Below are 25,641 nucleotides of genomic sequence, written 5' to 3'. Positions count from 1 at the left end.
CCTGTCCTTGAGCGCATCCCCTGCCCCGCGGTCGCCCGAAAGCTGCATCAGATCAGGCAAGGCGGAACGCACGAAGCAGACCGGATGGCCGGGCTTGCCATCGACCCTGGGCCGCGCGGCATAGCCCGAGCGCTGGGCGAGCCGCGCCAGTTCGCCGCACAAGGCGACCGGCACCAGCGGCATGTCGCCCAGGAACAGGAATGCCCCTTCGCTCTCGTCCGGCAGGCTGGCAACACCCGCGCGGATCGAAGCGGATATGCCCTGCTGCCAGTCTGCAGCCTCGACCAGATGGCAGTCCAGCCCGGCCAGCGCGTCACCGATCGAACGACCATGCTCGCCGACGACGACCAGCACCTCATCAAAGCCCCCGGCTGTCACCGCCTGGGCAGTGCGACGGATCATCGGCACACCATCGAGCGGCGCGAGCAGCTTGCCCCCGCCGAACCGCCGCCCCGCGCCTGCCGCCAGGATGACGGCGCACCAGCCGGGCAGCGCCATTGAACGCGCGGCGATCAGGCCTTGACCTGGTCGCGCAGTGGCAGGGTACGGATGCGCTTGCCGGTCGCGGCGAACAGCGCGTTTGCCAGCGCAGGCGTCGCCGGCGGCAACCCGGGCTCGCCGATGCCACCGATCTTCGCGCCGCTTTCGATGAAGTGCACGTCGATCTGCGGCGGCGCATCGGCCAGCCTGATCAGCTCGTAATCGTTGAAATTGCTCTGCACCACCGCGCCCTTGTCGAGCGTGATCTCTTCACCGATCGCCGAAGACAGCCCCATGATCAGCCCGCCGGCAATCTGCGCTTCGGCGTTGAGCGGGTTCACCGTTGTGCCGCAATCGACCACCGCCCAGGCTTTCAGCACCTTGGGACGGCCGTCTTCCTTGACCGTCGCCTCGACCACTTCGGCAACGATCGTGCCGAAGCTCTCGACGATCGCGATGCCGCGCCCGGTGCCTTCGGGCAGCGGCGTGCCCCAGCCCGATCGCTTGGCGACCATATCGAGCACCGCGCGGTGGCGGGAACCTTCGGCCAGGTGCTTGCGGCGGAATTGATACGGGTCCTCGCCCGCCGCCTTGGCGAGCTCGTCCATGAAGCTTTCGTTGTAGAAGCCGAACTGGGTCGAATTGACCGAGCGCCACGGCCCGTCATTCTGGTTCGACTGGTACTTGAAATGGCGGCGCGAGACGGCGGGAATGTCGTAGATGAACGTCACCTCGCCCTCGGCGGTGTCGCTCTGCACATAATCGGCCTGCCAGCCGGTAATCTTGCCGTCGTTGCTCAGCGAGGCCTTGAACTGGCTCGACGATTGCGGGCGATAGGTGCCGTGGCGCACCTCTTCCTCGCGGCTCCACACCAGCTTGACCGGATAGGGCACCTGCTTGGCGATCACCGCCACCTGGTCGATGATCTCGGTGACATTGGGGAAGCGCCGACCGAAGCCGCCACCCATGATCATCGGGTTGAACGCGACATCGTCGATGCCCAGCCCCGCCGCCTTGGCAGCGCGATCGCGGGTGGTGAGCGGGTCCTGCAATCCGCCCCAAAGCGTCAGCTTGCCGTTCTTGTAATGGCCGGTGAGCGCGAACGGCTCCATCATCGCATGGTGCAGGAACGGCACGCGATAATCGGCGGTGACGAGCTTTGCGCCCGGGGCCTTGAACGCCGCCGCGACATCGCCATCGCCCGCCTCGCCCTCGGGCTCGCCGGTCTGGCGCAGCTTGACCTGTGCGGCATGGATCGTCTCGCTGGTGAGCGCGCCATGCCCGCCATCGGAGAATTTGGGGGTCAGCGCCTGCAGGCCCTTGAGCGCCTGCCAGTAGCGCTTGGCGACGACCACCACGGCGTCATCGAGCTTGATCACCTTCTCGACGCCGGCCACGGCCAGCGCGGGCTTTTCATCGACCGAAACCAGCTTGCCACCGCGCACGGGCGCAGCCGCAATCGTCGCCACGCGCATATCGGGCAGCACCAGATCGATGCCGTATTTGGCGCTGCCATCCACCTTGGCGGGGATGTCGATGCGCGGGACCGGCTTGCCGATCAGCTTGTAGTCCTTGGCCGACTTGAGCTCGGGCGATCCGGTCAGCGAGCGCTCCGCCGCACCGGCGGCGAGTTCGCCATAGCGCAGCGACTTGCCCGATTTGGCATGGATCACCTTGCTGTCCGCCGTGGTCAGCTCGCTCGCCGGAACGCCGAGCCGGTCGGCGGCTTCCTCGATCAGCGCAAGGCGCACCGAGGCCCCGACCACGCGCATGCCGACCTGGCCGGTAAAGCGCACCGCCGACGAGCCGCCGGTGATCTGCAACGGCATCGATCGCGCGAGCATTGCCATGACTGCATTGGGCAGCGCGTTGATCACGCCCGGCATCGAGGAGTCGCTGAGCAGGAAACCGCGGCCCAGCGCGGCATTGGCAAAGGACAGGTCTGCCGGGGCCTGCTCGACCTTCACCTTGGACCAGTCGGCATCGAGCTCGTCGGCGAGCATCTGCCCCATCGCCGTGTGCGTGCCCTGGCCGAAATCGATATGCGGCGAATAGACGGTGACTGTGTCGTCCTCGGCGATCTTCATCCAGCTGAGGAAATTATGGTCGTTGCCCGTCTCGGTCAGCGCCTTGGCGCGCGCATTGGCCGAACGGTCGGACCAGTAGACGCCGAACACGCCGCCGCCGACGAGCAGCGCGCCGCCGACCAGGAACGCGCGGCGCACGATGCCGCGCTTCTTCTTCACCGGGGTCGCAGGCTCCATCACATCCATGTCGGGATTGGGATTGTCCGCCATCATGCCTCTCCCATCGCCGGTGCAGTCGCAGGCGCACTCGCGGCTGCCGCCTTGCCGGTCGCGGCGAGGATCGCCTTGCGGATGCGCGGATAGGTGCCGCAACGGCAGATATTGGTCATCGCCTCGTCGATCTGTTCGTCGCTGGGGCTGCCGGTACGCTCGATCAGCGCCACCGCCGCCATGATCTGGCCCGACTGGCAGTATCCGCATTGCGGCACCTGCGCCTCGATCCAGGCCTGCTGCACCGCATGCAGTGTGCCATCCGCGCCCTTGAGCCCCTCGATCGTGGTGACCGACTTGCCCGCCATATCGGCAAGCGGGACGCTGCACGAGCGGGTCAGCTCTCCATCGACATGCACCGAGCACGCGCCGCAGGCGGCGATGCCGCAGCCGAATTTGGTGCCAGTGAGCTCGAGCTCTTCGCGCAGCACCCAGAGCAGAGGCGTATCGGCCTCCGCCTCGACGCTGACCGGTTTGCCATTCACCTTGAAGTCGATCGCCACGCGCGTGCTCCCCCGATTATTGCTGCGATGTTGCATAGCAGCAAAGCCCGGAGAACGGCAAACGAAACGCGCGGGTATCCGCGGCCCGATCGCGAAAAATTCAGGGGATTTTCGTCTGTCCGTCGGCGGTCAGCTCGACCAGACCCATGGCATTGCCCGCAGGGTCGGTGAACAGGCCGAGCACCACCACGCCGGGCACCTCGAAACGCGGCGCGACGGTCTTGCCGCCATTCGCTTCGATTTCGGTCAAGGTGGCAGCGACATCGGGCACGCCGATATAGATCACCTTCTGCATGGGATCGGTGCGGAGCGTTCCGGGCAGCACCGGGCCGCTCACCGGCACCGCGACGACACCCCCGGGCCCTGCGGTCCAGCCGAAGACCTTCTCGTAGAACGCGGTCTGCCCGGCATCGGCAGGGCCTGCGATATCGAAATAGACGATAGGGGCGGGCATGCGCTTCGGTGCCTCCTGTGCTGTGGCATGGAATGGGAGCGTGGCAGCGGCGAGCGCGCTCGCAAGTACGAAGCGGAACGGAAAAAGCGAAACGATCATGCCATCACCTCCTCAAGCCCCGAGTCTGCCACGCCCCGCCCGGCCTGGCTTGGAAAAACCGGCGCGCGCGGCGCCATGGTCGGCGCGGTGTCGAGCCCCTCGGCCTCGCGCCGTTTCTGATAGGCCGAGGGCGGCATGCCGGCGAGCAGGCGAAACTCGCGCGCCAGATGCGCCTGATCGGCAAAGCCGAACGCGGCGGCGGTATCGGCGAGCGTGTCGCGGCCCTGCTGAAAGCCGGAATTGCCAAGCACCGCCGAGAGCCGGTGCAGCCGCAGCCAGTATTTGGGCGAGCAGCCGATCGTCCGGGCAAATCGGCGGCGCAGGTCGCGGTCGGTCCAGCCGAGCAGCTGGCAGAGCTGCTCGGCGCGCCAGGGTTCGGCAGGCGCGACGCGCAGCCCGGCAGGCGGCGGCGGCAAGCGACGGGCCACCCAGGCTTGCAACAGATCGATCCGCGCAGCAAGGTGGCTCTGCTCGCCAAGCCGGTCGCGCAGGTCCCGGAAGTCCCGACCGATCACGTCCTCGGCCAGAACCGGCGGCGCGCCATCGCCCAGCGGCAGCGGCCCGAAGAGCAGGATGGCGGCATCTGGGTGCAGGCGCGCGGCAACAAACCGCGTCACCCCCAGCGAGCGAGAAAAGCGTGGGCCGGTCTGGATCGGCGTGATCCATCCGCCCGCAAAGCCCGTCGCGCGCTCGCCGGCGCTCCATTCATGGCCGTCGCCCAGGCTGATCACCAGTTCGACATAAGGCTTGGGAATGGCGGCGGCCTCGCCCAGCAAATGCCCCTCCAAATGCCAGAACGCCTTGACCGCCCAGCTGAGCGCCCGATCCGGCGGCCGTTCGAAATATGCGATCATCGCCTGCACCCCAAGGGAGCGGACAGCTTGCCATGTGCACGCGCCGCGTCAAGCAGGCCGTCGGTTGGACAGCATATGCGCATCCTTCGCCATGCGCAGCGCGTATCGACTTGATACACCCCTCTCTCTTCTCTTGCGCACGATCAGGGTCCATAGGCTGGCGATGGAACAGACCACCCGACTTTATGCTGACCTGCAGCGCCGCCCCAACGGCGATAGCGGCTGGAGCGAAATCTACGACCGGTTCGTCGCCCGGCTGACTGCACTCGAGGCAGGCCGCTCCGCGCCGAGCGCAGGCGCACCCTTTCCCGATCTGCAGCTTCCCGACCATCACGGGCAGTATCAAAGCCTGCAGGCCCTGCAGGGTAATCGCCCGATGATCGTCAGCTTCGTGCGCGGCGGCTGGTGCCCCTATTGCCGGGGCGAGCTGGAACAATGGCGCGAGCAGATGCCGGCACTGGCGGCGGCGGGCGGCAGGCTGGTCGTCGTGGTCGGTGAAATCGCAGGTGGCGCAGACCGCATCCATGCGATGCTCGGCGGCGAAGCGGTTGTGCTATGCGATATCGACCATGGCGCGGCGCTCGACCTAGGCCTGGCATATCATGCCGGGGCCGATCTGCTGCAGCGCTACCACGACGCCGGGCTCGACCTTACCGATGTTTATGGCACGGCCAGCGGCATTCTCCCCATACCCGCCACCTTCCTGATCGATTCCCGCGGTCTGGTGCGAGAGGCATGCGTCGATCCAGACTTCCGCGTCCGCGCCGACCCCGCTGCGATGGTGGCCGCGCTGACGCAGCTCTGAAGCCCCGTTTGTGGCGGGATTCCGCCGCTTCATGCACAACGCGTATCGAATCCATACCCGCCTGATACGTTCACGGCGACAAGGCCTCCGGCGATAAACGGTCATCCGAACGCGGCATCCTCCGCGTCGGGCCGGAGACCGATCATGGCCCCTGAAAGCCTCACCGTTGCCGAACGCTCGCTCGCTTGCGCTCCGGACGAATGGGGTCGATTGATGGCGGCGGCGCTGGCGGGGCACAGGGGCGCGTACAACCGGCTGCTCGGCGAGATCCAACCCTGGCTCGAGCGCTATTTCATGCGGCGCCTGCCGATGAGCATCGCCGAGGATCTGGCCCAGGAATGCCTCATCGCAGTGCACCAGAAGCGCCACACCTACGAGCCCGGTCGCCCGTTCCGCCCCTGGCTGGCGACGATCGCGCGCTACAAGTGGATCGACCGGCTGCGCGCCATGGGACGCAGGCCGACCGTATCGATCGAGGACGAGCTGGTCGAGCCGCAGGTCGACGATCACGAGTTCAGCGTCACCAGCGCGATCGTGCTGGAGGAACTGCTCTCCCGCCTGCGTCCGGCCCAGACCGCGGTCATCCGCCTTGTCAAGCTCAAGGGCTACAGCATCGAGGAAGCCGCCGCGATGACCGGCCAGTCGGAATCGCTGGTCAAGGTCAACATCCATCGCGGTCTTGCGAAGCTTGCGGGTTATGCCGCCGCGCCGGCAGAGTGACGGGTCGTGACGATCATCCGCTCACAGCGCGAAGCAGGCGAGATCGTCCGCGACCACCATCGGCCCCTCATAATGCTGACGGATCGCCGCCTCGCCCTCCTGCTGGCGCACCAGCGCGCGCTGCATGTTGTGCGACAGGACCAGCAGCTTCGGATCGATCGCCGCCGCCATCTCGCCAATTGATGCAGGCGGACGGTGCAGCCCGCGCGGCTGCCCCTCGCCTTCGGGGATAACATTGTGCGCGACGAGAATGTCGGGTCTGCGCCCCGCGAGCGCGTCGACAAAACTCTGGCTCATCGCATTCTGGTCGCCTGCAAAGACGATGGTCCGCCCGCGTATCTCGACCAGATAGGCGAGCGCCGGGACCACGCCGTGCTCGACCGGAATGGCGGTGACCTTCACCTGCCGCGCGGCATCCTCGAACACAAGCGTCGCGCCATCGGGTGACGCCTCGACGGGCAGCAGTCTCGCCTTGCCCTCGCTCCCGTCGAGATAGCCCGACAGGTAGCGAAAGGCCCCCGCCTGCGGATCGAACAGCGCGCGCAAGTGATCGCGCATGCCCGGAAAATAGTCGCTGCCTATCGGACCGATGACCGGCAGATCGGCCGTCCGGTCGGAAAAGCCGCCGCTATTGAGGATCGCGTCGAGATCGGCGGCATGATCGGCATGGAAATGCGTGATCGCGATGGCAAGATGGTCCTCGAAGCGCGCCCCTGCCTCGCCATAGCGCACGAAGGCGCCGCTGCCGGCATCGATCAGCAGCACCGCCTTGCCATCGAGCCAGAGCAGCGCGGACGATCCGGCGCGCGAGCCTTCGGCAATCGGGCCGCCAGACCCGAGGATCTGCATGGCGACCGTGCTGTTGCACGCAGCCCCGGCTTGCGGCACGGCCAGCAGACAGGCTGCGCCCAGGAGCGCGGATTTCCAGTAACCAGATCGCTTCATCCGAACATCCCTTGGGCAAGAACACGCATGCGGCAGCCTGGCCACCGGGGTTTCGGGGGGAACGGTGTGGCCGAAGCTGCCGCATGATGGTCCGTAACTTGCCAACGGGCCATGCCGCTGTTTTCGTTGATGTCGCGAACAGGGTTACGCGAATAGCCGACCGGTACAGCAAATCGGATCATCAAAATTGTAACCGCTTCGGCCCCAATTGCGAAACAGGCCGCATGGCAACTGCCGTGGCGCGCATCCGCATTTCAGCGATGCCTTTTGGACCCAGCATTATCTCATGAACCAGGCCGCACTCATCCAGGCGCTTTGCGACGACCTGACTCCGGTGACCCCCGCAAGCCCGAGCGAGACAATCGCCAGGGGCACGCTGATCGGCGGCAGCGCGGCGCTGCTTGCCGTGCTCGCGATCTGGGGCGTGCAACCCGGCATCGATCATGGCTGGACGCTCTGCGCATTCCTGCTGAAGGCTGGCGCGATGATGGCGCTCGCGGCCATCGCATTGCGCAGCCTGGCGGCACTCGCGCGACCGGCTGCCATGCCCGTCGCATTGTGGCCCGGACTGGCGGTCATCACCGCCGCGCTGGGGTTCGTCGCGCTGGGCCAGATGCTCGTCGCGCATGAATCGGGCGCAGAACAACTGATGTTCGGCGAGAGCTGGCAAGCCTGCCCGTGGCGGATAGCCGCCCTCTCGCTGCCGCTGCTGGGCGGCATATTCCGGTCGCTGCGCCAGCAGGCGCCGGTGCATCTGCGACGGACGGGCGCGATCGCCGGGCTGCTTTCGGGATCGATCGCCGCCGCGGTGTATGCGCTGGCCTGCACCGAGCAGTCGGCCGCATTCGTGCTGTGCTGGTATGGCCTCGGCATCGGTCTGGCGACGTTGCTCGGCGCGGTCAGCGCTCCGCGACTTTTGCGATGGTGACCGGGTTTGGACTGTAACCGATCAGGGCGCCCCTGCGAACGGATCAGTGCCAGACAGGCACCGCAACCGACCCATTCCCGGAGATACCGTCATGAATAGCGCTCAAAAGACCATCAGCCTTGCCGCCACCGCCGCGATGCTGGCCGTGACCGGCCTCAGCATCAGCGCCCATGCCGCCGAAAAGGCCAAGCCCAAGGATCTGGTGCACTGCTATGGCATCAACACCTGCAAGGGCACATCGGACTGCGCCACCGCCAAGACCTCTTGCAAGGGCCAGAACTCGTGCAAGGGCAGCGGCTTCATCTCGACCACGGCCAAGGAATGCGCCGCCAAGGGTGGCAGCCTGACCGAACCCAAGTAATCGCCCCGCTCGATTGAGGCAGGCCCGGCTCCGCAAAGGCGAGGCCGGGCATTGTCTGCTCAGGCGTGCGCGGCAAGCCAGGCCCCCCGACGGAAAGCCCCATTCATGCCCCAGCCCTCGCTTCCCCGATTTGCAGGCTATGGCCTGGGCATGCGCACCGAGCATTACGACGCCTATCTGAGCGGCACCGCGCCGGTCGATTTCGTCGAGATCATCTCGGAAAATTTCATGGGCGAAGGCGGCCGCCCGCTGCACCTGCTCGAACGGGCGCGCCAGAACTATCCCGTCGCGATGCATGGCGTCTCGATGTCGATCGGGTCTGCCGACGGCCTGAGGGCCGATTATCTGGCCCGGCTCAGACGACTGGCCGACCGCATCGAGCCGCTCTGGGTGTCGGATCACCTGTGCTGGACCGGCGTCGATGGCTTCAATTCGCACGACCTGCTGCCCCTGCCCTATACCCGCGAGGCGCTCGACATCGCCGCCCGCAATATCGCGCTGGCACAGGACCTGCTCGATCGGCCGCTGCTGATCGAGAACCCGTCGAGCTATATCCATTTTGCCGCTGACGTGATGGCAGAGTGGGAGTTCCTGGCCGAGCTCACACGCCGCACCGGCTGCTATCTGCTGCTCGACATCAACAACATCTATGTCAGCGCCACCAATCACGGCTTTGATCCGCTCGCCTATCTGGCCGGCATCCCGCTCGACCGCGTGCGCCAGATCCATCTCGCCGGGCACAGCGCCGGGCAGGACGGCCTGCTGATCGATACGCATGACCATCCCGTTCCCGATCCGGTCTGGGCGCTTTACGCTGAGGCTATGCCCAGGCTTGGCGATGTGGCCGTGATGATCGAGCGCGACGACGATATTCCGCCGCTGGAAACGCTGATGGGCGAACTGGCCCTGGCGCGGCGGCTGGCGAAACCCGGCGAAAGCCTGGCAGCATGAACCTGCACGATCTTCAGATCGAGTTCTGTGCCTTCCTGCGCAGCGACAGGGCGGTCCCGCTCGCAAGCGTCGCTCCGGCCGCCCAACGGGGTCTCGGCGTCTATCATTTCGCACATCGCGCAACACTGGGCGCGGCGCTGCGCGACGTTTTCGAGCGCACGCACGCATGGCTCGGCGATGCGCGCTTCGAACAGGCGGCCGACCGCCATATCGCGCTTCATCCGCCCTCGAGCTGGACGCTGGCCGATTATGGCGAGGGCTTCGACGAGACGCTGTCCGCGCTTTATCCCGACCATCCCGAAGTCGCCGAGCTCGCCTGGCTCGACTGGACGTTGCGCGCGGCGTTCAACGGCCCCGACAGCCCGGAGCTGGACCTTGCCCGGCTGACCGAGGTCGATTGGGATAGCGCGCGGCTTGTGATCAACCCGACGCTGGCGAGCCGCCCGATCATCACCAATGTCGCGCTGATCTGGCAGGCGCTCGAAGATGGCGAGGCCGACCCGCCACCGGCCGATCGGCTGCCGAGCGAAGCGGTGTTGACCGTCTGGCGGCAGGGCCTGATGCCGCGCTTCCAGACGATCGAATTTGTCGAGCTCGATGCGCTCGCATTGGCCATGCGGGGCGAGAGCTTCGGCGCGATCTGTGCCATGCTCGCCAAGAGCTCCGCAGGGAGCGAAGCGGCAGCGGCACGGGCAGGTGCGATGCTGCAACGCTGGTTTACCGAGGCGGTGCTCGTCGCGCTGGCGTGATGCGTCTGCCCGCCATGACCGCAGGGCATGAAACCCATGCACGCTGCCACCATTTGCAAACGCGGCGGCAGGGTGCATGATCCTGCGGATGACCCTCACTCCTCAGCCCGACCGCGATCCCTGCCCTGCCGCGCATGACCCATGGGAACAGCCGACCAATGATCTTGTCGCGCGGCTGTGCCAGTCGGGCGCCGGTTCGCGGGTCCCGCGGATTGGCGATCGCTTCCCCGATTTCGCCCTGCCCGATTCGCACGGACATCATGTCACGCTGCCCCAGTTGCTTGATCGGGGGCCCGTGGTGCTGAGCTTTTTGCGCGGACGATGGTGTCCGTTCTGTGCCCGAGAACTCAGCATCTGGCACGATGCGATGCCCCGGCTGGAAGCAGCAGGCGGCAGGTTCGTCGCTATCAGCGCCGAGACCGGCGGCCGGGCAGAGGATTTCCGGCGGGAGATCGCGCCCGGGGCAACGATGCTGTGCGATGTCGATCACGGCCTTGCCCTGTTGCTGGGGCTGGCCTTTCCGATCGGCGCGGATCTGAACCGGCGCTATGCCGATGCCGGGCTCGATCTCGGCGCGATCTATGGTAATTCCGGCCAGCTGCTGCCGATCACCGCGACCTATGTCATCGATCGCAGCGGCATCGTTCGCTTCGCCAATATCGATCCCGATTTCCGCCGGCGCGCCGACCCCAATGCCGTGATTGCGGTCGTCGAGGCCTTGAGCCGGTCGGGCGGGTAAGCGCGCTCAGCCCCAGGCCCGGGCGCGGATCGCCCGCACCAGCGCATCGGTCGCCACCGATCGCTTGCGGCCCGATACGGTCGCGAAAACCGTGGTGCGCGCGATGGTAATGCCCTGGACGGCGACCGGCCTGACCCGATCGGGCAAGGCCAGGCCTGCCGGCACCCAGGCGCAGCCCAGCCCGTTGGCGACCAGATCGACAACATCGCCCTCGAGATTGGCGCTATGCCGGAATTCCGGACGCAACCCGGCCTCCGCGCACAAGGCGGTGAATTCTGCCGCGACATGCGCGTCGCCGTCGATCCAGGCGAGCCGCGCCAGTTCGGGCAGATCGACGGAGGGCTGCTGCGCCACCCGGCAATCGATCGGGGCAACCGCTATCAGTTCCTGGCGCGACAGCACGATGGTGTCCAGCCGCTCGGGCGGATCGCCGGGCTCGGGCAGCACAGCAGCATCGACCTCGCCCTTCAACAGGCTCTGCAACAGGCTGGCGGCGTCCGCCTTGAGCAGCGACAGCTGAAAGCCGGGCAGCCCCTCCATCACCTGCGCCAGCGCCATGCCGAGCTGTTCGGAAACCGCCCCGGACACCCCGAGCGTCACCGGGGCATGTACCTGCCTGCCGATGCCCCGCGCGAGCAGCTTGGCCGCCTGCGCCGCGTCATAGGTGCGCTGCAGATGCGGCACCATCTGCCGCCCCAGTTCGGTCAAATGCGTCAGCGACCGTTCGCGCCGGAAAAGCTGCCCGCCGAATTCCTCTTCCAGCTTCTGGATGGCACGCGTGAGCGAAGGCTGAGTGACATTGCACTCCTCCGCCGCGCGCGTGAAATTGAGCGTCCGCGCCGCCGCCAGAAAATATCGGACCTGATGCATTTCCATCAAAGGCGCTCCGGGCGGTACAGCCAGAAAATCACCGTTTTCCGCCGGACAACCCCTGATTTTCGCAGCAAGTGGCACAGTGATCTAACGATAAACAGGCGTCAATTGTGACGATCTGACTATCATTTAGTCCGCAATCGAATTAATCTGCCTCCAAGCCCTTACCTGCGCTTTCCGCTTGGCGAGACCCGATGGCCGATATCGCAATCTGGATGAAAAGCTTTGCCGCCGTGACCGATGCGGGCAGCTTTTCCGCCGCTGCGGCGCGGATCGGCAGCAGCCAGTCGACCCTGTCGAAACACGTCGCCGCGCTTGAGGCGCATCTGAAGACACGGCTGTTCAACCGGACCACGCGATCGCTGACGCTGACCACCGATGGCGCGCGCTTCTACGAAAAGGCGATGAGCGCGCTCGATACGATCGAAGCGGCCGAAGCATCGGTCGGGCTCGAGGGCGAAGCGGAGGGCATCGTCCGCGTGACCGCACCGCTGACGCTGGCCGAGAGCCGCCTGATCGCGATGCTGACGCGGTTCATGGCGGAAAATCCCAGGATCGAGATCGATTTCACCGCTTCGGACCATGCGCTCAATCTGGTTGCGGACAATCTCGACCTGGCGGTGCGCGTCGGCCAGCTCGCCGATAGCCGTCTCATCGCCCGTCGGATTGGCGTGGCGCGGCGCATCGCGGTCGCCGCGCCCGGCTATCTCGCGCGGGCTGGCCGCCCGCAAGCCCCGGCCGATCTCGCGCAGCACCAGTGCATCGTCTATTCGCTGCTGGGCACCGGATCGCGCTGGGCCTTCGAGGATGGATCGTCGGTTGAGATCCATGGCAGCTTTCGCGCCGACAGCCCGCATCTCGTGCGCGCTGCCGCTGTCGCCGGACTGGGTGTCGCGGTGAATGCGCGCTGGCTGTTCGAGGATGCGATTGCGGCAGGCCAGCTCGAACATATCCTGGTCGAGCATGAACCGGTGCGCATGCCGATCCATATCGTGCTGCCGCCGGGCCGCTATGTCCCGGCGCGGACGCGCAGCCTGATCGATTTCCTGAGCCGCGCCTTTGCAGCGGACCCCTTGCTTGCCCCCGATTCTCCAGCCTAGCCTGCGGGCTGAGGAATATCCTAGCCCGTCCTTGACCAGGCAGGTTCCGCCTTTCATGACGCAGCGCTCAGCGCGTCCGCCAGAACGGCATTGAACGCACCCGGCTGCTCGAAATAGGGCGAATGGCCCGCTCCGGACAGGACAACTTCACGCGCCTCCGCCGCTGCCAGCATGCCGGTGAGGCTGTCGGGTGGCCAGATCGGATCGCAGGCACCCATGATCAGCGTTACCGGCACAGCGAGTTCAGCAAGCTGGCCAGGCGCGATCAGCACCTCGGGCGCGAACAGGCGCTGCCCCCAGGCCGGATCCAGCGGCGCATTGGCCGCCGCGATATGACGATAGAGCAAGGCCTTGGCCGGTTCGTCGGTTTCGAACTGCGGCTGCAAACCCAGCGCTGCCGGGCCCCGCTCGTCCATCCGCGCGGTCGCCTCGCGAAAGGCCGCAAGCCCGGGCGGATGGGCAATCCCCGCCAAAGTGCAGCACAGGACCAGCGCGTTCACCAGATCGGGCCGCGACAGCGCCAGGCGGAGGCCTGCCCAGCCGCCGAGCGACTGGCACACCAGATCGATGCGCATCAGCCCGAGCGCTTCGCACACACCGGCGGCGCCCTGTACCATCGCCTCGACCGGATCGCTGTGAGGCGATGGCGGATCGGATCGGCCGAAGCCCGGCAGATCGATCGCAACCACATGCCGGTGCGGCGCAAAATGATCGAACTGCTGCCACCAGCCTGCGCTGTTGCCGCCCGCCCCGTGGATGAACAACAGGCTGGGCGTTTCGGCTTGCATGCGCCCCGCAGCAATCCAGGCGATGCCATTGGTCGTGCCTGACGCCCGCATGTTCAAAGTGACTCTGGCAGCGAGAGGCTGATAGCCCTGGGCCGGAAAGCACCGATCATGTCTTCGGCAGCACGGCGCATTTGCATATCGCCCCCCAAATCGTCACGATAGTCAGCGGCACGTCATCAACCGCGACCCCCTAAGTTTACGGGATTGTAGCAGTTATTACAAGGATCGCCATGGCCAATCGTCAGGACCAACGCGAAAAAGTGATCCAGATGCTGGCGGATCATCTGCTGACAGCCGGTCTGGCGCAAACCAGCCTCAGGCAGCTGGCGGCGGCGTGCGGCACAAGCGACCGGATGCTACTCTATTATTTTGCCGACAAGGCAGAAATCATGACCCTGGTGCTTGGGCGAGTCGCCGAGCAGTTTTCGAGTGCGCTCGACCTGGCGCTGCCGCCCGACCGGCTCCCGCCGCAGACTCTGCTGCAACAGGCAAGCGCGCTGGTGCGCACGCCCGCCATGCGCCCGACCATGCGACTGTGGCTGGACATGGTAGCGGCAGCAGCGCGGCAGGAGCAGCCGTTCCCCGCCATCGCCACGGCGATCCTGCACCAGCTGATGGCCTGGATCGAAGCCAGGCTGGAAGGTCCGCCGGGACCGGCCAGACGCCAGCGCGCCGCATTCCTGCTCGCCCTGATCGATGGGATCGCGATTTTCGACATGACCGGCGGCGAAGCCGAAGCCGACGCTGTCGAACAGGCGCTGAGCGACATTCTGCTGACTTGAAGCATCGCTGTAACTGCCCTTTCTGCTGCGGCGAATTGCGTGTAGCATCCATTACGGACATCCTACCCGCCTTTCGAGAGAACGACTTCATGACCGAGGCCCAGCACCGCCGCTGGTTGAAATTCACCGCCATTTCCGTCGCAATCTTCGGCCCGATCTTTGCCACCGGTACGATCGAAGGTCTCGCCGCCCCTGCGCGCTGGTCGCTCGACATTCTGGCCTGGCCAATCGACGGCGCACAGGATTTTGCCGCGCCGACCACGCGCTTTCTCTCCGCACTGACCGGCGGATTTCTCCTCGGCTGGGGCGTGATGATCTGGTTCCTCGCCACGCGCGTCCACCGGCACGCTCCGGAGCCGGTCCGCCAAGCGGTGCTGGCGGGACTGCTCGGCTGGTTCCTACTCGACAGCACAGGCTCGATTGCCTCGGGTCAGCCGATCAATGCGCTTTTCAACGTGGCCGTACTGCTGATCCTGGTCGGCCCGCTCTGGTTACCCGCGAAGGACGCATGATGTGATGTCCCCGCTGCCGCTCGATCACCTCACCATCTTGAGCCGCGATGCCGAAGCAAGCGCGGCCTGGTATGGCGCGCTGCTGCCCTGGCTCGGTTTCGAGCGCGCCAAGCCTGACATCTGGCACAATGCCAATGGCTTGTACCTGCAGTTCCGCACCGCCAAGGCCGAAACGCGCCCCTATGAACGCTACGGAGCGGGGCTCAACCATCTGGGCTTCACCGCGCCCGATCCCGGTTTCGTCGAGGCCCTCGCCACGCACATGACCAATCTGGGCCACGAGGCGCGGTTGCAGCGGTTCGGCGACGGCATCGTCGCGCTGTTCATGCCCGATCCTGATGGTCTGCGCGTCGAGGTGTCCTGGTATCCCGAAGGCGTCCCGCCGGTGGATTGAGCCGGCCGGTTTGGCAGCCGCCGATCTGACGGCACAAGACTGGCAATTTACGGGAGCAGCAGCGTCGAGCCCGTGGTGGCGCGGCTTTCCAGGTCGCGATGCGCCTGCTCGGCCTGGTCGAGCGGATAGGTCTGGCCGATGGTCACCTTGACCTTGCCCGCACGGATCATCTGCCACAGCCGCGCCGCACCCGCCTCGCGCTCGGCCGGATCGGCATAATAATCGAACAGCGTCGGCCGGGTGCTATAGAGCGATCCCTTGCTCGCGAGGATACCGAGATTGACGCCGGTCACCGGCGCGCTCGCATTGCCATAGGACACGATCAGTCCACGCCGTCCCGTGCTGTCCAGCGAGGCTTGCCAGGTATCGAGCCCCACGCCGTCAAAGACCACGCGCACGCCGGCACCGCCAGTGAGCTCGCGCACGCGGCGCGCCGTATCCTCGCGGGTATAGATGACGATATGGTCGGCGCCCGCCCCGCGCGCGAGCGCGGCCTTTTCCTCGCTGCTGACGGTGCCGATGACGGTCGCGCCGCCAGCCTTGAGCCATTGCACCAGCAGCAGCCCGACCCCGCCCGCTGCGGCATGGACCAGCACCGCCTGACCCGGCTCGACCCGTGCGCAACGTTCGACCAGGAATTCGGTGGTGCACCCCTTGAGCAGCGCGGCGGCGGCGACATCGTCCGAAATATCCTCGGGCAATCTGAACAGGCTGGCGGCGGGAAGGTTGCGGATATCGGCATAGGCGCCGCGCGCGGGGCCGAAGGTCGCCACGCGATCGCCGACGCTCAGTCCCTCGACCCCCTCGCCTACCGCCTCGACGACGCCTGAGGCTTCAAGGCCCAGGCCGCCGGGCAGATCGACGGGGTAGATCCCGCGCCGGTGATAGGTATCGATGTAGTTGAGCCCGACCGCGGTCTGGCGCAGCGTCACCTCGCCGGGTCCTGGAGCGGAAAGCTCGACCGTCTGCCACTCGATCACCTCGGGGCCACCATTGGACCGGATTATCGCCTGGCGTGCGTGCATCGTTCTGCTCCATCCCAATTGTCGCTGTCTGACGTCCAGCGTTGATCGATCGCCCTTGCCCTCGCAAGAGGCTCGCCCCTGCCCTACGCCATGCCCATGCTCCTGTCATCGGCTTCAAGCTCTGGGACAAGGGAAGATGGATACGGGATGGTCAGCCCGGTGCACCCCCTACTGCCTGATACAGGCCGACCAGTGTAGTCAATTCGTCGGCCCTGGTCTGGATCAGCGAGAGATCGACTCCCAGCAGCGCGCGCTGCGCATCCACCTGCTCGATATAGGCGGTATAGCCGGCCCGGTATCGGTTGGACGCGTGGCGCAGCGCATCAGCCACGGCGACCCGTTGGGCGCGCAGGGACGTTTCCTGTTCGGTCAGATTGGCGAGCACCGCCATCCGGTCCTCGACCTCGCGAAACGCGTTGAGCGCCGCCGAGCGATAAGCCCAGGCGGCCTGATCGCGCTGCGCGGCCGCGCCGTCGAGCTGCGCGGTCAGCCGGCCACCCTGGAAGATCGGCGCAAGAATGCTGCCGCCGAGCGACCACAGGCTGATCGGGTCGGCGAGCAGGTCCGAGATCGCGAGGCCTGCGCTCGCACCCAGATTGATCGAGGGCATGAACTGCGCACGCGCGGCCCGCATCTGCGCATCCGCTGCGGCGATGCGATATTCGGCGGCCGCAATGTCGGGGCGGCGGCGAAGAAGCTCGGACGGCAGGGTCGCGGGCGCGGCCGGCTGGCGCAGGGCATCGAGCGTCCCGCCGCGCACGATCGCCCCCGGAAGCTCGCCCGTCAGCACCGCCAGCGCATTTTCCTGCCGCGCGATCTGCGCCTTGAGCTGCGGCACCAGCTGGACTGCAGCCTGATATTCAGCCTCGGCCTGGCGCAGTTCGAGCTGCGAGGTATAGCCGACCTCGGCGCGGTCGCGTGCGAACTTGAGCGCCTGCTGCCGCGCCGTCACCGTCTCGTCGAGCACCACCAGGCGCGCATCGAGTGCAAGCAGCGTGATATAGCCTGTCGCCGTGGCTGCGGCGACCGAAAGCCGCGCTGCCTCCTCGCTGGCCTCGCTCGCAGCGACATTGGCGCTCGCCGCATCGACCCTTGCCGCATTCTTGCCGAACAGGTCGAGCTCGTAGCTCGCCCGGAACGCCGGTTGCGCCGCGAGCGAGTTCAATCCCTGCCCGAAGGGGGAGACTTCGCGCCGCGCAGCGCCATCGACGCTCAGGCCCAGCGAGGGGAGCAGCAGCCCGCGCGAGCCGCGCTCGGTAGCACGCGCCTCCTCCACCCGCGCTGCGGCGATCTGGACATCGGGATTGTTGGCGCGGGCCTTCTCGACCAGCGCGGACAGCTGCGGATCGCCAAAGGCCTGCCACCATTGCGCCTCGACCGGGGCGGTCATGCCAAGATCGGTGCGCCACGCGACCGGCGCGGCGACCGATGCACCCTGCGGCGCGTCCTGCAGCGCTGGGGCGCAGGCGGAGAGCAGCAGCGCACCAGTAAGCACGGCGATGAGAGGGCTGCGCATCGGCCTCACTCCCCGGTGTGCACGGTGGCGACCACGGACATGCCGGGACCGAGCCTTCGGGCGAGCTTCTGGCCGGGGTCGAGCACGATGCGCACCGCAATGCGCTGCGGTACCTTGACGAAATTGCCTGCGCCGGTGTCGGGCTTGACGATGCTGAACTCGCTGCTGGCGGCGGGCGCGATGCTCTGGACCCGACCGGTAAGCTTTGCCCCGCCCAGCGCATCGACCTCGAGCGTCGCGCGCTGGCCGACCGCCATGGCCTCGGTCTGCGCCTCCTTGAAGTTGGCGACGACCCACAGTTCGTCGGGGACGATGTACATCAGCTGCGTGCCCGCACTGACCAGCTGGCCTTCGCGCGCGGTGATCTCGCTCAGCCGACCCGACCGCGGTGCGCGGATTTCGGTGCGCGACAGCTCGAACGCGGCCAGATCGCGCGAGGCTTCGGCGCCCTGCACCTGCGCCTCGAGCGCGCCGCGCCCCACGCGGACCGAGCGGACGTTTTCCGCCGCGATCGCGCGCTGCGCCTGGGCCTGGCGCACGCCGGCCTGCGACTGGCGAAGCGCCGCCAGTGCCTGGTCGCGCTCGCGCAGCGAGACCGAGCCCTCGTCGACCAGCTCGTTGATGCGGTTCATGTCGGCCTGCGCCTTCTGATAGCCGGCCTGCGCGCTCGCCACGGCGGCGTCCTGAAGCTGCAGCTGGGCCTGGGCCGAGCGCAGGCTCTGCTCGCTATTGGCGAGATTGGCCTTTTGCGCCGCTATGTTGGCCGCGCCCTGCTGCACCTTTTCGCGGAAGGGCGTTGCATCGATGCGCGCAAGCAGCTGGCCCTGTTCCACCTTCTGGAAATCGGCGACGCGGACCTCGACCAGATAGCCTGCGACCTGCGGGCTGACGATGGTCGTGCGCCCGCGCACATAGGCGTTGTTGGTGGTCTGGTCGCCTCCGGCAAAGGGCGGCAGTCCCCAGGCAAACAGCGCGACGAGCACGCCGATCACGATCAGCACGCCGGCGACCAGCACGCGCTGGCGCGACAGTTGCGGCGACCAGCCCTTTTCGGGCGCCGCAGGCTCGGCGGTGCTGCCCGATGCTTCGGTGGTGGCGGCTTGCGGGTTGGTGGATGTCATGGCTCGTTCCTTGCGCGCATGGCCTCGATAAAGGCGAGTTCCTTGGCGAGCGGATTGCGCCCGCGAATCTTGTTGATCACCCAAGGCACGAACAGCGCGACGAAGGTGATCGCCGCGAGCGTGCCGATGAGGAAGAAGACGTCGTTGAAGGCGAGGACCGCGGCCTCGCGCCCGATCTGCGCCGAGATGCTGGCCGAGGTCGCCTGCTGCACCAGCGCCGGATCCTGTTGCAGCGGAGCGGTGCGCTGCGCCGCGTTCGAGAAGGCCTGCGAAAGCTGGGCGTTGCTCATCGCCAGCGTCGTGCCGGCATCGATCAGATGCGTCTTCAGCCGGACCGTGTGAAAGGCCGACAGCAGCGCGATCCCCGCGAGGCCGCCGACCGATTGCGACAGCGAGAAGATGGCGATGAAGCTGATGATATAGTTCTGCCCCGCCGCCAGCGCGCGCAGCATCCCCTCCATGAGCACCGGGCCCATGGCGAACACGGCCGCAAAGGCGATCGCCGCTTGCGACAGGTACAGGTCCTGCGGGCGGCTCATGACGCCGGTGCGGGTATCGGCAAAGGCGGCGACGCCGATGACCAGCACGGCAAACAGCACCGGACGGGTCAGGTCCTTGGGGTCGAGCCGGATCACCGACAGCACCATGCCCGCGACCGTCGCGCCGGTGAGCACCCAGAAATAGCCAGTCAGCTGCTCGTTGCCATAGCCGAGCGCAGTGAACATGCCGCTCGCGCCGAAACCCTGCTCGGCCACGAGGATGCGCACGGTCGCGCCGATCGCCGCGATGCTCAGGATCGCGCGGCTCGACAGCCAGCTGAGATCGAGCATCGGGCTCTTGCGATTGGCCTCGATCAGCAGGCAGCCGCCCAGGCCGATGACTGCCAGCGCCACCGCATAGCCCAGCCAGGGCGCGTCCCACCACACGATGCGGCCAAGGATCAGGAATGCGCAAAGCGAAGCGACCCCCAGCACGAACAGCGCCATGCTGGGAATGTCGAGCTTCTCGAAGGTCAGCTTGCGAACCCCCGGTGGCAGGCGCAGCAGATAGACAAAGGCGAGCCCCAGCAGCGAGAGCGCGAACTGGAACTGGAAGACACGCGCCATATCGCCATCGACCAGCAGCGCTGGCGAGAGCGCCCGGGTGAGCGGAAAGGCGATCTGGGTGAGGCCGAGCGACAGCACGAGGCCGACGGTGCGCATCGCCGCAGGAAGCCCCTGCATGAGATAATAGATGGTGAGCGCCGACAACCCGCTCGCGGCGATACCCGCCACGGCGCGCGCGGCCAGCTCGGCGTGATAGCCCGGTCCGATAAGCTGCACGAAATTGGCGAGCACGAGCCCCGCCATCGCCCAGCGGACGAAAAGCTGGATGCCGAATTCCTGCCGGACGCGGAACAGCAGCATGCTCATCGTGGCATAGGTCGCGTAGAAGGCCACCGTCATCCAGCCCGCCTCGACCGGGGTCAGCGCGAACTCGGCCTGCAGCGCGGGCGTGTTCGCCAGCAGAAAGCCGTTCTGCGCGCCGCCGACCAGGCCGATGAACACGCCGATCGCCAGATAGGCGGCCTTTCTTCGCGGCGGATGATCGGGATTGGCAGGCGATCCGGGCAGGATGGGCATCTCGTGCGGCTTGAACGCATAGCCGTCGGCCTTGTCGATCAGGGGGCGCGGGGGCTCAGCCACAGTCGAGCACCTCGTCGATCAGCACCATCTCGAGCGCGTCGCCGAACCTTTGGTCGTCATCCATGCCCTCGACCAGTCTGGTCAGCCGTTCGCGCCGGGCAACGCTGCTGGCTGCCGCATAGATGAAATTGGCGACCCTGAACTCAAGATGGTGGGGAGCTGTCTCCAGATGCTGCGCCGCTTTCCGCGCCAGATCGTAAAAGCGCTGATGGAGCGGGGCGGACAATTCGCGCAGCAACCAGTCCGATCGATCGGAGTCGACCGTGATATCGCGCAGAATGAGACGCGGGACTTCCGGATGGGCCAGCAGATGGGCGATATAGGCGGCCATGATCCTGCGCAGCCGCGCGGCAGGTGAGGAACTGCCCTCCCCGCTTTCGGCCGCGCTCAGCGCATCGAGCAATTGGGCCGCCGCGCTGGCGACCAGCGCCTTCCAGAGCCCCAGCTTTCCGCCGAAATGATAGGATATCAGCGCGACATCCACCCCGGCATCGGCCGCGATCAGGCGCAGCGGCGTGGCCTCATAGCCCTTGGCGGCAAAGTGCGTCCTCGCCGCCTCGAGCAGGGCCGCGCCGACTTCTCGCCCATTGTCTTTCGGGCGTCCGGGATTCTTGCGATCTGCCATGTGCCATCCCTGCGTTCGGCACGACGCGGCCGAGCTAATTCAACGTCTGTTGAATACGTCGCCGATGAGGTCGGGTTCCGAGCGCGCAGAAAAATTATAACATGGATTAATCGCAGCTGCGGTTTTGGTTGCCACCGCCACGCACACAGCGGGTCAATTGACAGCTTTTGGTGCACGCAATGGCACCGCCCGGCCCTCGGCCGCACTGGTCCGTTTCCACGCCGCAAGCAGCATTATTCCATGCCGCTACCGACCGCTCTGCCAGCGGGGCAACGGTCGGAACAGGCTGCGCTCAGTTGCGCTTGCGGCTGGTGCGCAAGGCGCTCATCGAACCGGTATAGCGGGTGCCGAGCATGAAGCTGCCCACAGCCGCCGCCGGCCCACCACGAGCATCATCGGCGCGTGGCAGGACAGCAGCCAGGTCGATCGCGGGCACACCGTCTGCCTGCAGTGCCAGGTTCAGCACCGCCGCATCGCCTGCCTTCAGCGCGGCAAAGCCGGTTTCGACCTCGGCCAGCTCCTTCTCCAGCGCATCGACCCGCGCCAGCGCATAGCTGGTCGGCCGTGCCTCGGTCGCCGTGATCGCGCCATAGGCCATGTCCATATTCTCGCGCAGCCGCTCCTCGCCGGTGATCGCCCCGCCTTCGGTGGTGGCGACGACCTGCTTGCGCAGCGCATCGGCCTTGCCGACCAGCGCCAGCGCTTTGGCCTTGTTCGCAGGCGACGTCGATTCATTGTCGGCCACCGCCTGGGCCTGCGATTTCACTGCGTTCAGCCCCGCCGTCAGCGCGCTCATCCGCACGAACAGGCCTTTCACGCGTTCGGCCGCATCATATTGCGCCTGACGATCGGCCACCGTGAACTTCGCGCGCTTGTCCAGCCCTACCACCAGCGGCATCTCGGTGACCTTGCCGGCCTTGGTGAGCCGCACCGTATAGGTGCCCGGCATCACCCGCTGGCCCTGGGTAGAGGCGAACGCGAGCGAGGCTGCAGGCGGAACCTGCGGCGGCTTGGTCCGCATCGACCAGACCACGCGGTTCAGCCCCTTGCGCTTCGATGTCGGCAGTTCGTCGATCACCTTTCCATTGGGATCGATGATTTCCAGCTTCATCCGCCCCAGCACGTGCCGGGCCTTCTGGTAATAGGTGATGACCGCCCCATCGACCGGGTTCTGGCCGACATAGGTCGCATCGCCCTCTGGCCAGCCGCCACTGCCGCGGATCCGCTGCTGCACGGGTTCGGACCGGATCAGCGTGACGTCGCTGGCCACGACCTCGGGGCTCAGAGCCCGCACCGGGCTGATATCGTCGATGATCCAGATACCGCGACCATGCGTTGCCAGCACCAGGTCATCGCCCTGCGACGCCACGGCGATATCGCGCACCGCGACCGCGGGGAAGTTGCCGGGCCGGAATTCCTCCCAGTTCGCTCCCTTGTCGCGCGAGATGAACAGGCCGAATTCGGTGCCGACGAACAGGATGTCGGGGCTCAGCCGGTCTTCCTTGACGACATGGGCATAGCCGCGCACGCCCGGCGTGGCCGGACCGACCAGCCGGGTCCAGCTCTTGCCGTAATCGCCGGTCTTCAGGATATAGGGCGCCATGTCGCCGAAGCTGTGCCGATCGACCGCGACATAGGCCACCGCCGGATCATGCCGGCTGGCTTCGACCCAGGCGATGCTGACATCGGGGCCGAGCTTCATCGCCTTGCCGACGTTGGTCCAGCTTTGGCCGCCGTCGCGCGTCAGCTGGACATTGCCGTCATCGGTGCCGACCCAGATCTGCCCGGCCATCAACGGGCTTTCCGAGATCGAATAGATGGTCGTGTGCATTTCCGCCGAAGAATTGTCGACGGTAATGCCGCCCGATTTCTCCTGCTGCTGACGCGCCGGATTGTTGGTGGTCAGGTCAGGCGATATCCGGTCCCAGGTCGTGCCGTGATCGCGCGTGCGGAACAGATACTGGCTGCCGATATAGATCGTGCCCTTTTCGTGCGGCGACAATGCGATCGGGGTGTTCCAGTTGAACCGCAGCTTTTCCTTGTAGCCGCCCTTGGGCTGGATATCGCGCGATTCCAGTGTCTTGCGGTTGATCCGGGCAATGTTGCCGCCCTGATATTCGGCGTAGACATAATCCGGGTCGGCCGGGTCCGGGAAAACCCAGAAGCCATCGCCACCGTAGAGATTCTCCCAGCGGCTGTTGGTGATGCCGCCAGGATATTCGCTGTCGCCCACCCAGCTCGAATTGTCCTGCAGGCCGCCATAGACCTGATAGGGGTCCTTGTCATCGATGCTGACATGATAGAACTGACTGATCGGCAGGTTGAAGCTCTTCACCCATTTGCTGCCGCCATCATGGCTGATCCACAGGCCGCCATCGTCGCCGCCGACGATATGCTTGGTATTGGCCGGGTTGATCCAGATGTCGTGCCAGTCGCCATGGCTGCCGCCCGATGCATTGGCAAAGCTCTTGCCGCCGTCATCGGACACGATCATGTTGAGGTTCATCTTGAACAGCCGGTTGGCGTCCTTGGGATCGGGCACGATCTTGCTGAAATAGAACGGCCGCCAGACCATGTTGCGGCTGCGGTCGCGCTCCTCGAAGCTCTTGCCGCCATCTTCGGACACGTACAGCGCGGAACGCTCGCTTTCGATAAAGGCATAGACCCGGTTGGGATCAGCAGGCGAGAACACCGCCTCGATCCGACCCCAGGGCCCCTTGGGCAGCCCCTTGGTGGTGCTGGCATCCATCGCTGCCCAGGTCCGACCGCCATCGTTCGAGATCTTCATGGCGCTGCCCGAAGCCGCATCCGGGCCCTCTCCGCCCGAGCGGAAGGTCCAGCCCTTGCGGCGAAAATCCCACAGGCCGGCCATCACCCGATCGGGATTGGCCGGATCGAGCGCAACCGACGAGCAGCCCGTCGACAGGTTGCTGCCTTTCAGGATCTGCGTCCAGGTGACGCCGCCATCGGTGGTCTTGTAGAGGCCGCGGTCCGGGCTGTCCGACCAGAGCGCGCCGGGCGCGCAGACATAGACGATGTCGCTGTTCGTCGGATGGACGACGATCTTGGTGATCCGCTCGGTCTTGGGAAGGCCCATGCGCGTCCAGTTGTCGCCACCATCGGTCGACTTGTAGACGCCGTCGCCGATCGACACCGAATTGCGCGTCCAGCTCTCGCCGGTGCCGACCCAGATCGTGGCGGGGTTCGACGGATCGATCGCCACCGCGCCGATCGACTGGACCGGCTGCTTGTCGAAGATCGGACGGAACGTGGTGCCGCCGTCTTCGGACTTCCATACGCCGCCGGACGCGGCGCCGACATACATGGTGACCTTGCCGTCCTTGCCCTGCACGGCATCGATCGCGGCAATGCGACCCGACATTTCGGCCGAGCCGATATTGCGGATGCCAAGGCCCGAAATTCCCGAAGCGGCGGGAGGGGTGGCGGCGTCCTGGCCAAAGGCAGGAGCGGCGATTGCCAGCATGGTGCCGGCGAGAAGAAGGGTGCGGCGCATCGGATCAGTTCCCCTTCGGCGCGGCGGCCGGGCTGGCGGGCAGAGCGAAAAGGCTGGCAGGCGCAGGCACGTTGGCGGTGCCCGATGCGATGATCGTGCGTTGCCGGTTGTTGCCCTGCCCCGCCGCCCAGCTTTCGACCGACATAGGGAAATAGACCCCGGCCACCTTTTCATAGTCGCCGAATTCATATTCGAAGACTTGCTGCGCGCCCCGGATCCGGCGCGTCTCGACCATCTTCACCTCGAGCATGGTATCGGGGTCGAGCAGATAGACGAACTCGTCGCCATCCTTTTCGGTCACCTTGAGCTTGTAGGTATCGGTCCCGTCGAAATCCTCGCGCCCCAGATAGGTGACGGTCGAGCCCTGCGCCGCCGCGCGCTGCAGCGGCCCGCGGATCGAACCGGTATCGGCCAGCGAGCGCGCTTCATCATCGCTCATCCGCTCGGCGTCCTTGCGCCCTTCGAACGGATTGATCCGCCAGCCGGTCGTGCCGTCCCAGCCCTGCACCAGCGTCAGCCCCTGCAGCGCCATATCGACGCGAACGTCTCCTGCTTTGGTGCGGACCTCCTCATAGGTCAGCTGAAAATCACCGGGAAAGATGACCGTGCCGTCGAACTTGACCGATTGGATCGCATCGATCGCGGCGGCCCCGCCCCGCGCGGCGAGATTCTGCGCCACCAGTTCGTCGGCCGTCTGCGCGATTGCCGGTATCCCGGCCAACGACAGAATGCCCAGCATGACGGCTGCGGACCGAAGCTTGATCATCCGACGACTCCCCCCAAAACACCCTTTTGGCAGAGGTTATCAACCCGGTTTGCGA

At 66.3% G+C, this 25,641-nt stretch carries 25 protein-coding genes and 1 pseudogene; 11 read left to right on the top strand and 15 right to left on the bottom strand.

The features are described from left to right. Window positions 1–15: 15 nt before the first annotated feature. From OPU69_RS01970 to OPU69_RS01950, 5 genes and pseudogenes are all read right to left on the bottom strand, one after another. A pseudogene (locus OPU69_RS01970) lies at window positions 16–498 on the bottom strand (nucleotidyltransferase family protein); the annotation flags it as partial. A 14-nt stretch (window positions 499–512) separates the two neighbouring features. Continuing rightward, window positions 513–2,777: a xanthine dehydrogenase family protein molybdopterin-binding subunit gene (locus OPU69_RS01965; RefSeq protein WP_498509103.1), complete on the bottom strand. Its 2,265-nt coding sequence runs from the start codon at window positions 2,775–2,777 to the stop codon at window positions 513–515. Then, window positions 2,777–3,280, bottom strand: coding sequence for a (2Fe-2S)-binding protein (locus OPU69_RS01960; RefSeq protein ID WP_231725689.1), 504 nt, complete (start codon window positions 3,278–3,280; stop codon window positions 2,777–2,779). The genes OPU69_RS01965 and OPU69_RS01960 overlap by 1 nt, the downstream gene beginning before the upstream one ends. Before the next feature lie 100 nt (window positions 3,281–3,380). Then, window positions 3,381–3,833, bottom strand: coding sequence for a VOC family protein (locus OPU69_RS01955; protein ID WP_498509102.1), 453 nt, complete (start codon window positions 3,831–3,833; stop codon window positions 3,381–3,383). Continuing rightward, window positions 3,830–4,687, bottom strand: coding sequence for a helix-turn-helix domain-containing protein (locus OPU69_RS01950; protein WP_498509100.1), 858 nt, complete (start codon window positions 4,685–4,687; stop codon window positions 3,830–3,832). Before OPU69_RS01950 ends, OPU69_RS01955 begins: the two co-directional genes overlap by 4 nt. A gap of 163 nt (window positions 4,688–4,850) precedes the next feature. On the opposite strand from OPU69_RS01950, the gene OPU69_RS01945 reads away from it, so the two are divergent. Then, entirely contained in the window at window positions 4,851–5,492 is a 642-nt protein-coding gene (locus OPU69_RS01945; RefSeq protein ID WP_060980065.1) for a peroxiredoxin-like family protein, read from the top strand. Between the two features lie 144 nt (window positions 5,493–5,636). Then, window positions 5,637–6,212, top strand: a complete 576-nt coding sequence (locus OPU69_RS01940) for a sigma-70 family RNA polymerase sigma factor (protein WP_498509099.1) — start codon at window positions 5,637–5,639, stop codon at window positions 6,210–6,212. Between the two features lie 21 nt (window positions 6,213–6,233). Here the strand turns inward: OPU69_RS01940 and OPU69_RS01935 are convergent, their stop codons facing one another. Continuing rightward, window positions 6,234–7,157, bottom strand: a complete 924-nt coding sequence (locus tag OPU69_RS01935; protein ID WP_498509097.1) for an MBL fold metallo-hydrolase — start codon at window positions 7,155–7,157, stop codon at window positions 6,234–6,236. 286 nt (window positions 7,158–7,443) lie between these two features. On the opposite strand from OPU69_RS01935, the gene OPU69_RS01930 reads away from it, so the two are divergent. From OPU69_RS01930 to OPU69_RS01910, 5 genes are all read left to right on the top strand, one after another. Further along, window positions 7,444–8,085 carry a DUF1109 domain-containing protein gene (locus OPU69_RS01930; protein WP_498509096.1) on the top strand — a complete coding sequence of 214 codons (642 nt, stop codon included), beginning with the start codon at window positions 7,444–7,446 and terminating at the stop codon, window positions 8,083–8,085. Window positions 8,086–8,176: 91 nt separating this feature from the next. Beyond that, a complete protein-coding gene (bufA2, locus tag OPU69_RS01925; protein WP_060980069.1) occupies window positions 8,177–8,446 on the top strand; it encodes a BufA2 family periplasmic bufferin-type metallophore in 270 nt (89 codons plus the stop codon). A 105-nt stretch (window positions 8,447–8,551) separates the two neighbouring features. Then, on the top strand, window positions 8,552–9,397 hold the full coding sequence (gene bufB / locus OPU69_RS01920; protein ID WP_498509095.1) for an MNIO family bufferin maturase: 846 nt from the start codon (window positions 8,552–8,554) through the stop codon (window positions 9,395–9,397). Beyond that, window positions 9,394–10,146 carry an HvfC/BufC family peptide modification chaperone gene (locus tag OPU69_RS01915; RefSeq protein ID WP_498509093.1) on the top strand — a complete coding sequence of 251 codons (753 nt, stop codon included), beginning with the start codon at window positions 9,394–9,396 and terminating at the stop codon, window positions 10,144–10,146. The genes bufB and OPU69_RS01915 overlap by 4 nt, the downstream gene beginning before the upstream one ends. An 88-nt stretch (window positions 10,147–10,234) precedes the next feature. After that, window positions 10,235–10,885 carry a peroxiredoxin-like family protein gene (locus OPU69_RS01910; protein WP_498509092.1) on the top strand — a complete coding sequence of 217 codons (651 nt, stop codon included), beginning with the start codon at window positions 10,235–10,237 and terminating at the stop codon, window positions 10,883–10,885. Between the two features lie 6 nt (window positions 10,886–10,891). Here OPU69_RS01910 and OPU69_RS01905 read toward each other — a convergent pair whose 3' ends face one another. Then, window positions 10,892–11,761, bottom strand: coding sequence for a LysR family transcriptional regulator (locus tag OPU69_RS01905; RefSeq protein WP_060980073.1), 870 nt, complete (start codon window positions 11,759–11,761; stop codon window positions 10,892–10,894). A gap of 191 nt (window positions 11,762–11,952) precedes the next feature. On the opposite strand from OPU69_RS01905, the gene OPU69_RS01900 reads away from it, so the two are divergent. Then, window positions 11,953–12,858: a LysR family transcriptional regulator gene (locus tag OPU69_RS01900; RefSeq protein ID WP_066044182.1), complete on the top strand. Its 906-nt coding sequence runs from the start codon at window positions 11,953–11,955 to the stop codon at window positions 12,856–12,858. A gap of 53 nt (window positions 12,859–12,911) precedes the next feature. Here OPU69_RS01900 and OPU69_RS01895 read toward each other — a convergent pair whose 3' ends face one another. After that, window positions 12,912–13,646, bottom strand: coding sequence for an alpha/beta fold hydrolase (locus OPU69_RS01895; RefSeq protein ID WP_498509091.1), 735 nt, complete (start codon window positions 13,644–13,646; stop codon window positions 12,912–12,914). A 230-nt stretch (window positions 13,647–13,876) separates the two neighbouring features. On the opposite strand from OPU69_RS01895, the gene OPU69_RS01890 reads away from it, so the two are divergent. The 3 genes from OPU69_RS01890 to OPU69_RS01880 all read left to right on the top strand — a co-directional run bounded on the left by OPU69_RS01890 (window position 13,877) and on the right by OPU69_RS01880 (window position 15,334). After that, on the top strand, window positions 13,877–14,428 hold the full coding sequence (locus OPU69_RS01890) for a TetR family transcriptional regulator (protein WP_066044177.1): 552 nt from the start codon (window positions 13,877–13,879) through the stop codon (window positions 14,426–14,428). An 89-nt stretch (window positions 14,429–14,517) separates the two neighbouring features. After that, entirely contained in the window at window positions 14,518–14,940 is a 423-nt protein-coding gene (locus OPU69_RS01885) for a hypothetical protein (RefSeq protein WP_066044176.1), read from the top strand. A gap of 4 nt (window positions 14,941–14,944) precedes the next feature. Continuing rightward, window positions 14,945–15,334 carry a VOC family protein gene (locus tag OPU69_RS01880; RefSeq protein ID WP_498509089.1) on the top strand — a complete coding sequence of 130 codons (390 nt, stop codon included), beginning with the start codon at window positions 14,945–14,947 and terminating at the stop codon, window positions 15,332–15,334. A gap of 47 nt (window positions 15,335–15,381) precedes the next feature. Here the strand turns inward: OPU69_RS01880 and OPU69_RS01875 are convergent, their stop codons facing one another. The 7 genes from OPU69_RS01875 to OPU69_RS01845 all read right to left on the bottom strand — a co-directional run bounded on the left by OPU69_RS01875 (window position 15,382) and on the right by OPU69_RS01845 (window position 25,586). Next, a complete protein-coding gene (locus tag OPU69_RS01875; protein ID WP_498509088.1) occupies window positions 15,382–16,359 on the bottom strand; it encodes a quinone oxidoreductase family protein in 978 nt (325 codons plus the stop codon). A 151-nt stretch (window positions 16,360–16,510) separates the two neighbouring features. After that, on the bottom strand, window positions 16,511–17,875 hold the full coding sequence (locus OPU69_RS01870) for an efflux transporter outer membrane subunit (protein WP_498509087.1): 1,365 nt from the start codon (window positions 17,873–17,875) through the stop codon (window positions 16,511–16,513). A 5-nt stretch (window positions 17,876–17,880) separates the two neighbouring features. Then, window positions 17,881–18,996, bottom strand: coding sequence for an HlyD family secretion protein (locus OPU69_RS01865; RefSeq protein ID WP_066044171.1), 1,116 nt, complete (start codon window positions 18,994–18,996; stop codon window positions 17,881–17,883). Then, entirely contained in the window at window positions 18,993–20,681 is a 1,689-nt protein-coding gene (locus OPU69_RS01860; RefSeq protein WP_498509086.1) for an MFS transporter, read from the bottom strand. The genes OPU69_RS01865 and OPU69_RS01860 overlap by 4 nt, the downstream gene beginning before the upstream one ends. After that, window positions 20,674–21,306, bottom strand: a complete 633-nt coding sequence (locus tag OPU69_RS01855; RefSeq protein WP_498509084.1) for a TetR family transcriptional regulator — start codon at window positions 21,304–21,306, stop codon at window positions 20,674–20,676. The genes OPU69_RS01860 and OPU69_RS01855 overlap by 8 nt, the downstream gene beginning before the upstream one ends. A 292-nt stretch (window positions 21,307–21,598) precedes the next feature. Next, window positions 21,599–24,820, bottom strand: coding sequence for a VPS10 domain-containing protein (locus OPU69_RS01850; protein ID WP_498509083.1), 3,222 nt, complete (start codon window positions 24,818–24,820; stop codon window positions 21,599–21,601). Window positions 24,821–24,824: 4 nt separating this feature from the next. Beyond that, window positions 24,825–25,586 (bottom strand): hypothetical protein, encoded by a 762-nt coding sequence (locus tag OPU69_RS01845; protein WP_498509082.1) that lies wholly within the window; start codon window positions 25,584–25,586, stop codon window positions 24,825–24,827. Between the last annotated feature and the right edge of the window lie 55 nt (window positions 25,587–25,641).

It is taken from the genome of Blastomonas sp. 34TW (genome assembly GCF_059803595.1).
This window is presented reverse-complemented; position numbering and strand designations above follow the sequence as displayed.

Coding starts and splice junctions, on each gene's coding strand:
- OPU69_RS01965 (WP_498509103.1), bottom strand. CDS start 2,777: ATGGCGGACAATCCCAATCCCGACATGGATGTGATGGAGCCTGCGACC.
- OPU69_RS01940 (WP_498509099.1), top strand. CDS start 5,637: ATGGCCCCTGAAAGCCTCACCGTTGCCGAACGCTCGCTCGCTTGCGCT.
- OPU69_RS01880 (WP_498509089.1), top strand. CDS start 14,945: ATGTCCCCGCTGCCGCTCGATCACCTCACCATCTTGAGCCGCGATGCC.
- OPU69_RS01930 (WP_498509096.1), top strand. CDS start 7,444: ATGAACCAGGCCGCACTCATCCAGGCGCTTTGCGACGACCTGACTCCG.
- OPU69_RS01945 (WP_060980065.1), top strand. CDS start 4,851: ATGGAACAGACCACCCGACTTTATGCTGACCTGCAGCGCCGCCCCAAC.
- OPU69_RS01950 (WP_498509100.1), bottom strand. CDS start 4,687: ATGATCGCATATTTCGAACGGCCGCCGGATCGGGCGCTCAGCTGGGCG.
- OPU69_RS01905 (WP_060980073.1), bottom strand. CDS start 11,761: ATGGAAATGCATCAGGTCCGATATTTTCTGGCGGCGGCGCGGACGCTC.
- OPU69_RS01915 (WP_498509093.1), top strand. CDS start 9,394: ATGAACCTGCACGATCTTCAGATCGAGTTCTGTGCCTTCCTGCGCAGC.
- OPU69_RS01845 (WP_498509082.1), bottom strand. CDS start 25,586: ATGATCAAGCTTCGGTCCGCAGCCGTCATGCTGGGCATTCTGTCGTTG.
- OPU69_RS01850 (WP_498509083.1), bottom strand. CDS start 24,820: ATGCGCCGCACCCTTCTTCTCGCCGGCACCATGCTGGCAATCGCCGCT.
- OPU69_RS01895 (WP_498509091.1), bottom strand. CDS start 13,646: ATGCAAGCCGAAACGCCCAGCCTGTTGTTCATCCACGGGGCGGGCGGC.
- bufA2 (WP_060980069.1), top strand. CDS start 8,177: ATGAATAGCGCTCAAAAGACCATCAGCCTTGCCGCCACCGCCGCGATG.
- OPU69_RS01890 (WP_066044177.1), top strand. CDS start 13,877: ATGGCCAATCGTCAGGACCAACGCGAAAAAGTGATCCAGATGCTGGCG.
- OPU69_RS01935 (WP_498509097.1), bottom strand. CDS start 7,157: ATGAAGCGATCTGGTTACTGGAAATCCGCGCTCCTGGGCGCAGCCTGT.
- OPU69_RS01885 (WP_066044176.1), top strand. CDS start 14,518: ATGACCGAGGCCCAGCACCGCCGCTGGTTGAAATTCACCGCCATTTCC.
- OPU69_RS01875 (WP_498509088.1), bottom strand. CDS start 16,359: ATGCACGCACGCCAGGCGATAATCCGGTCCAATGGTGGCCCCGAGGTG.
- OPU69_RS01865 (WP_066044171.1), bottom strand. CDS start 18,996: ATGACATCCACCAACCCGCAAGCCGCCACCACCGAAGCATCGGGCAGC.
- OPU69_RS01955 (WP_498509102.1), bottom strand. CDS start 3,833: ATGATCGTTTCGCTTTTTCCGTTCCGCTTCGTACTTGCGAGCGCGCTC.
- OPU69_RS01870 (WP_498509087.1), bottom strand. CDS start 17,875: ATGCGCAGCCCTCTCATCGCCGTGCTTACTGGTGCGCTGCTGCTCTCC.
- OPU69_RS01855 (WP_498509084.1), bottom strand. CDS start 21,306: ATGGCAGATCGCAAGAATCCCGGACGCCCGAAAGACAATGGGCGAGAA.
- OPU69_RS01910 (WP_498509092.1), top strand. CDS start 10,235: ATGACCCTCACTCCTCAGCCCGACCGCGATCCCTGCCCTGCCGCGCAT.
- bufB (WP_498509095.1), top strand. CDS start 8,552: ATGCCCCAGCCCTCGCTTCCCCGATTTGCAGGCTATGGCCTGGGCATG.
- OPU69_RS01900 (WP_066044182.1), top strand. CDS start 11,953: ATGGCCGATATCGCAATCTGGATGAAAAGCTTTGCCGCCGTGACCGAT.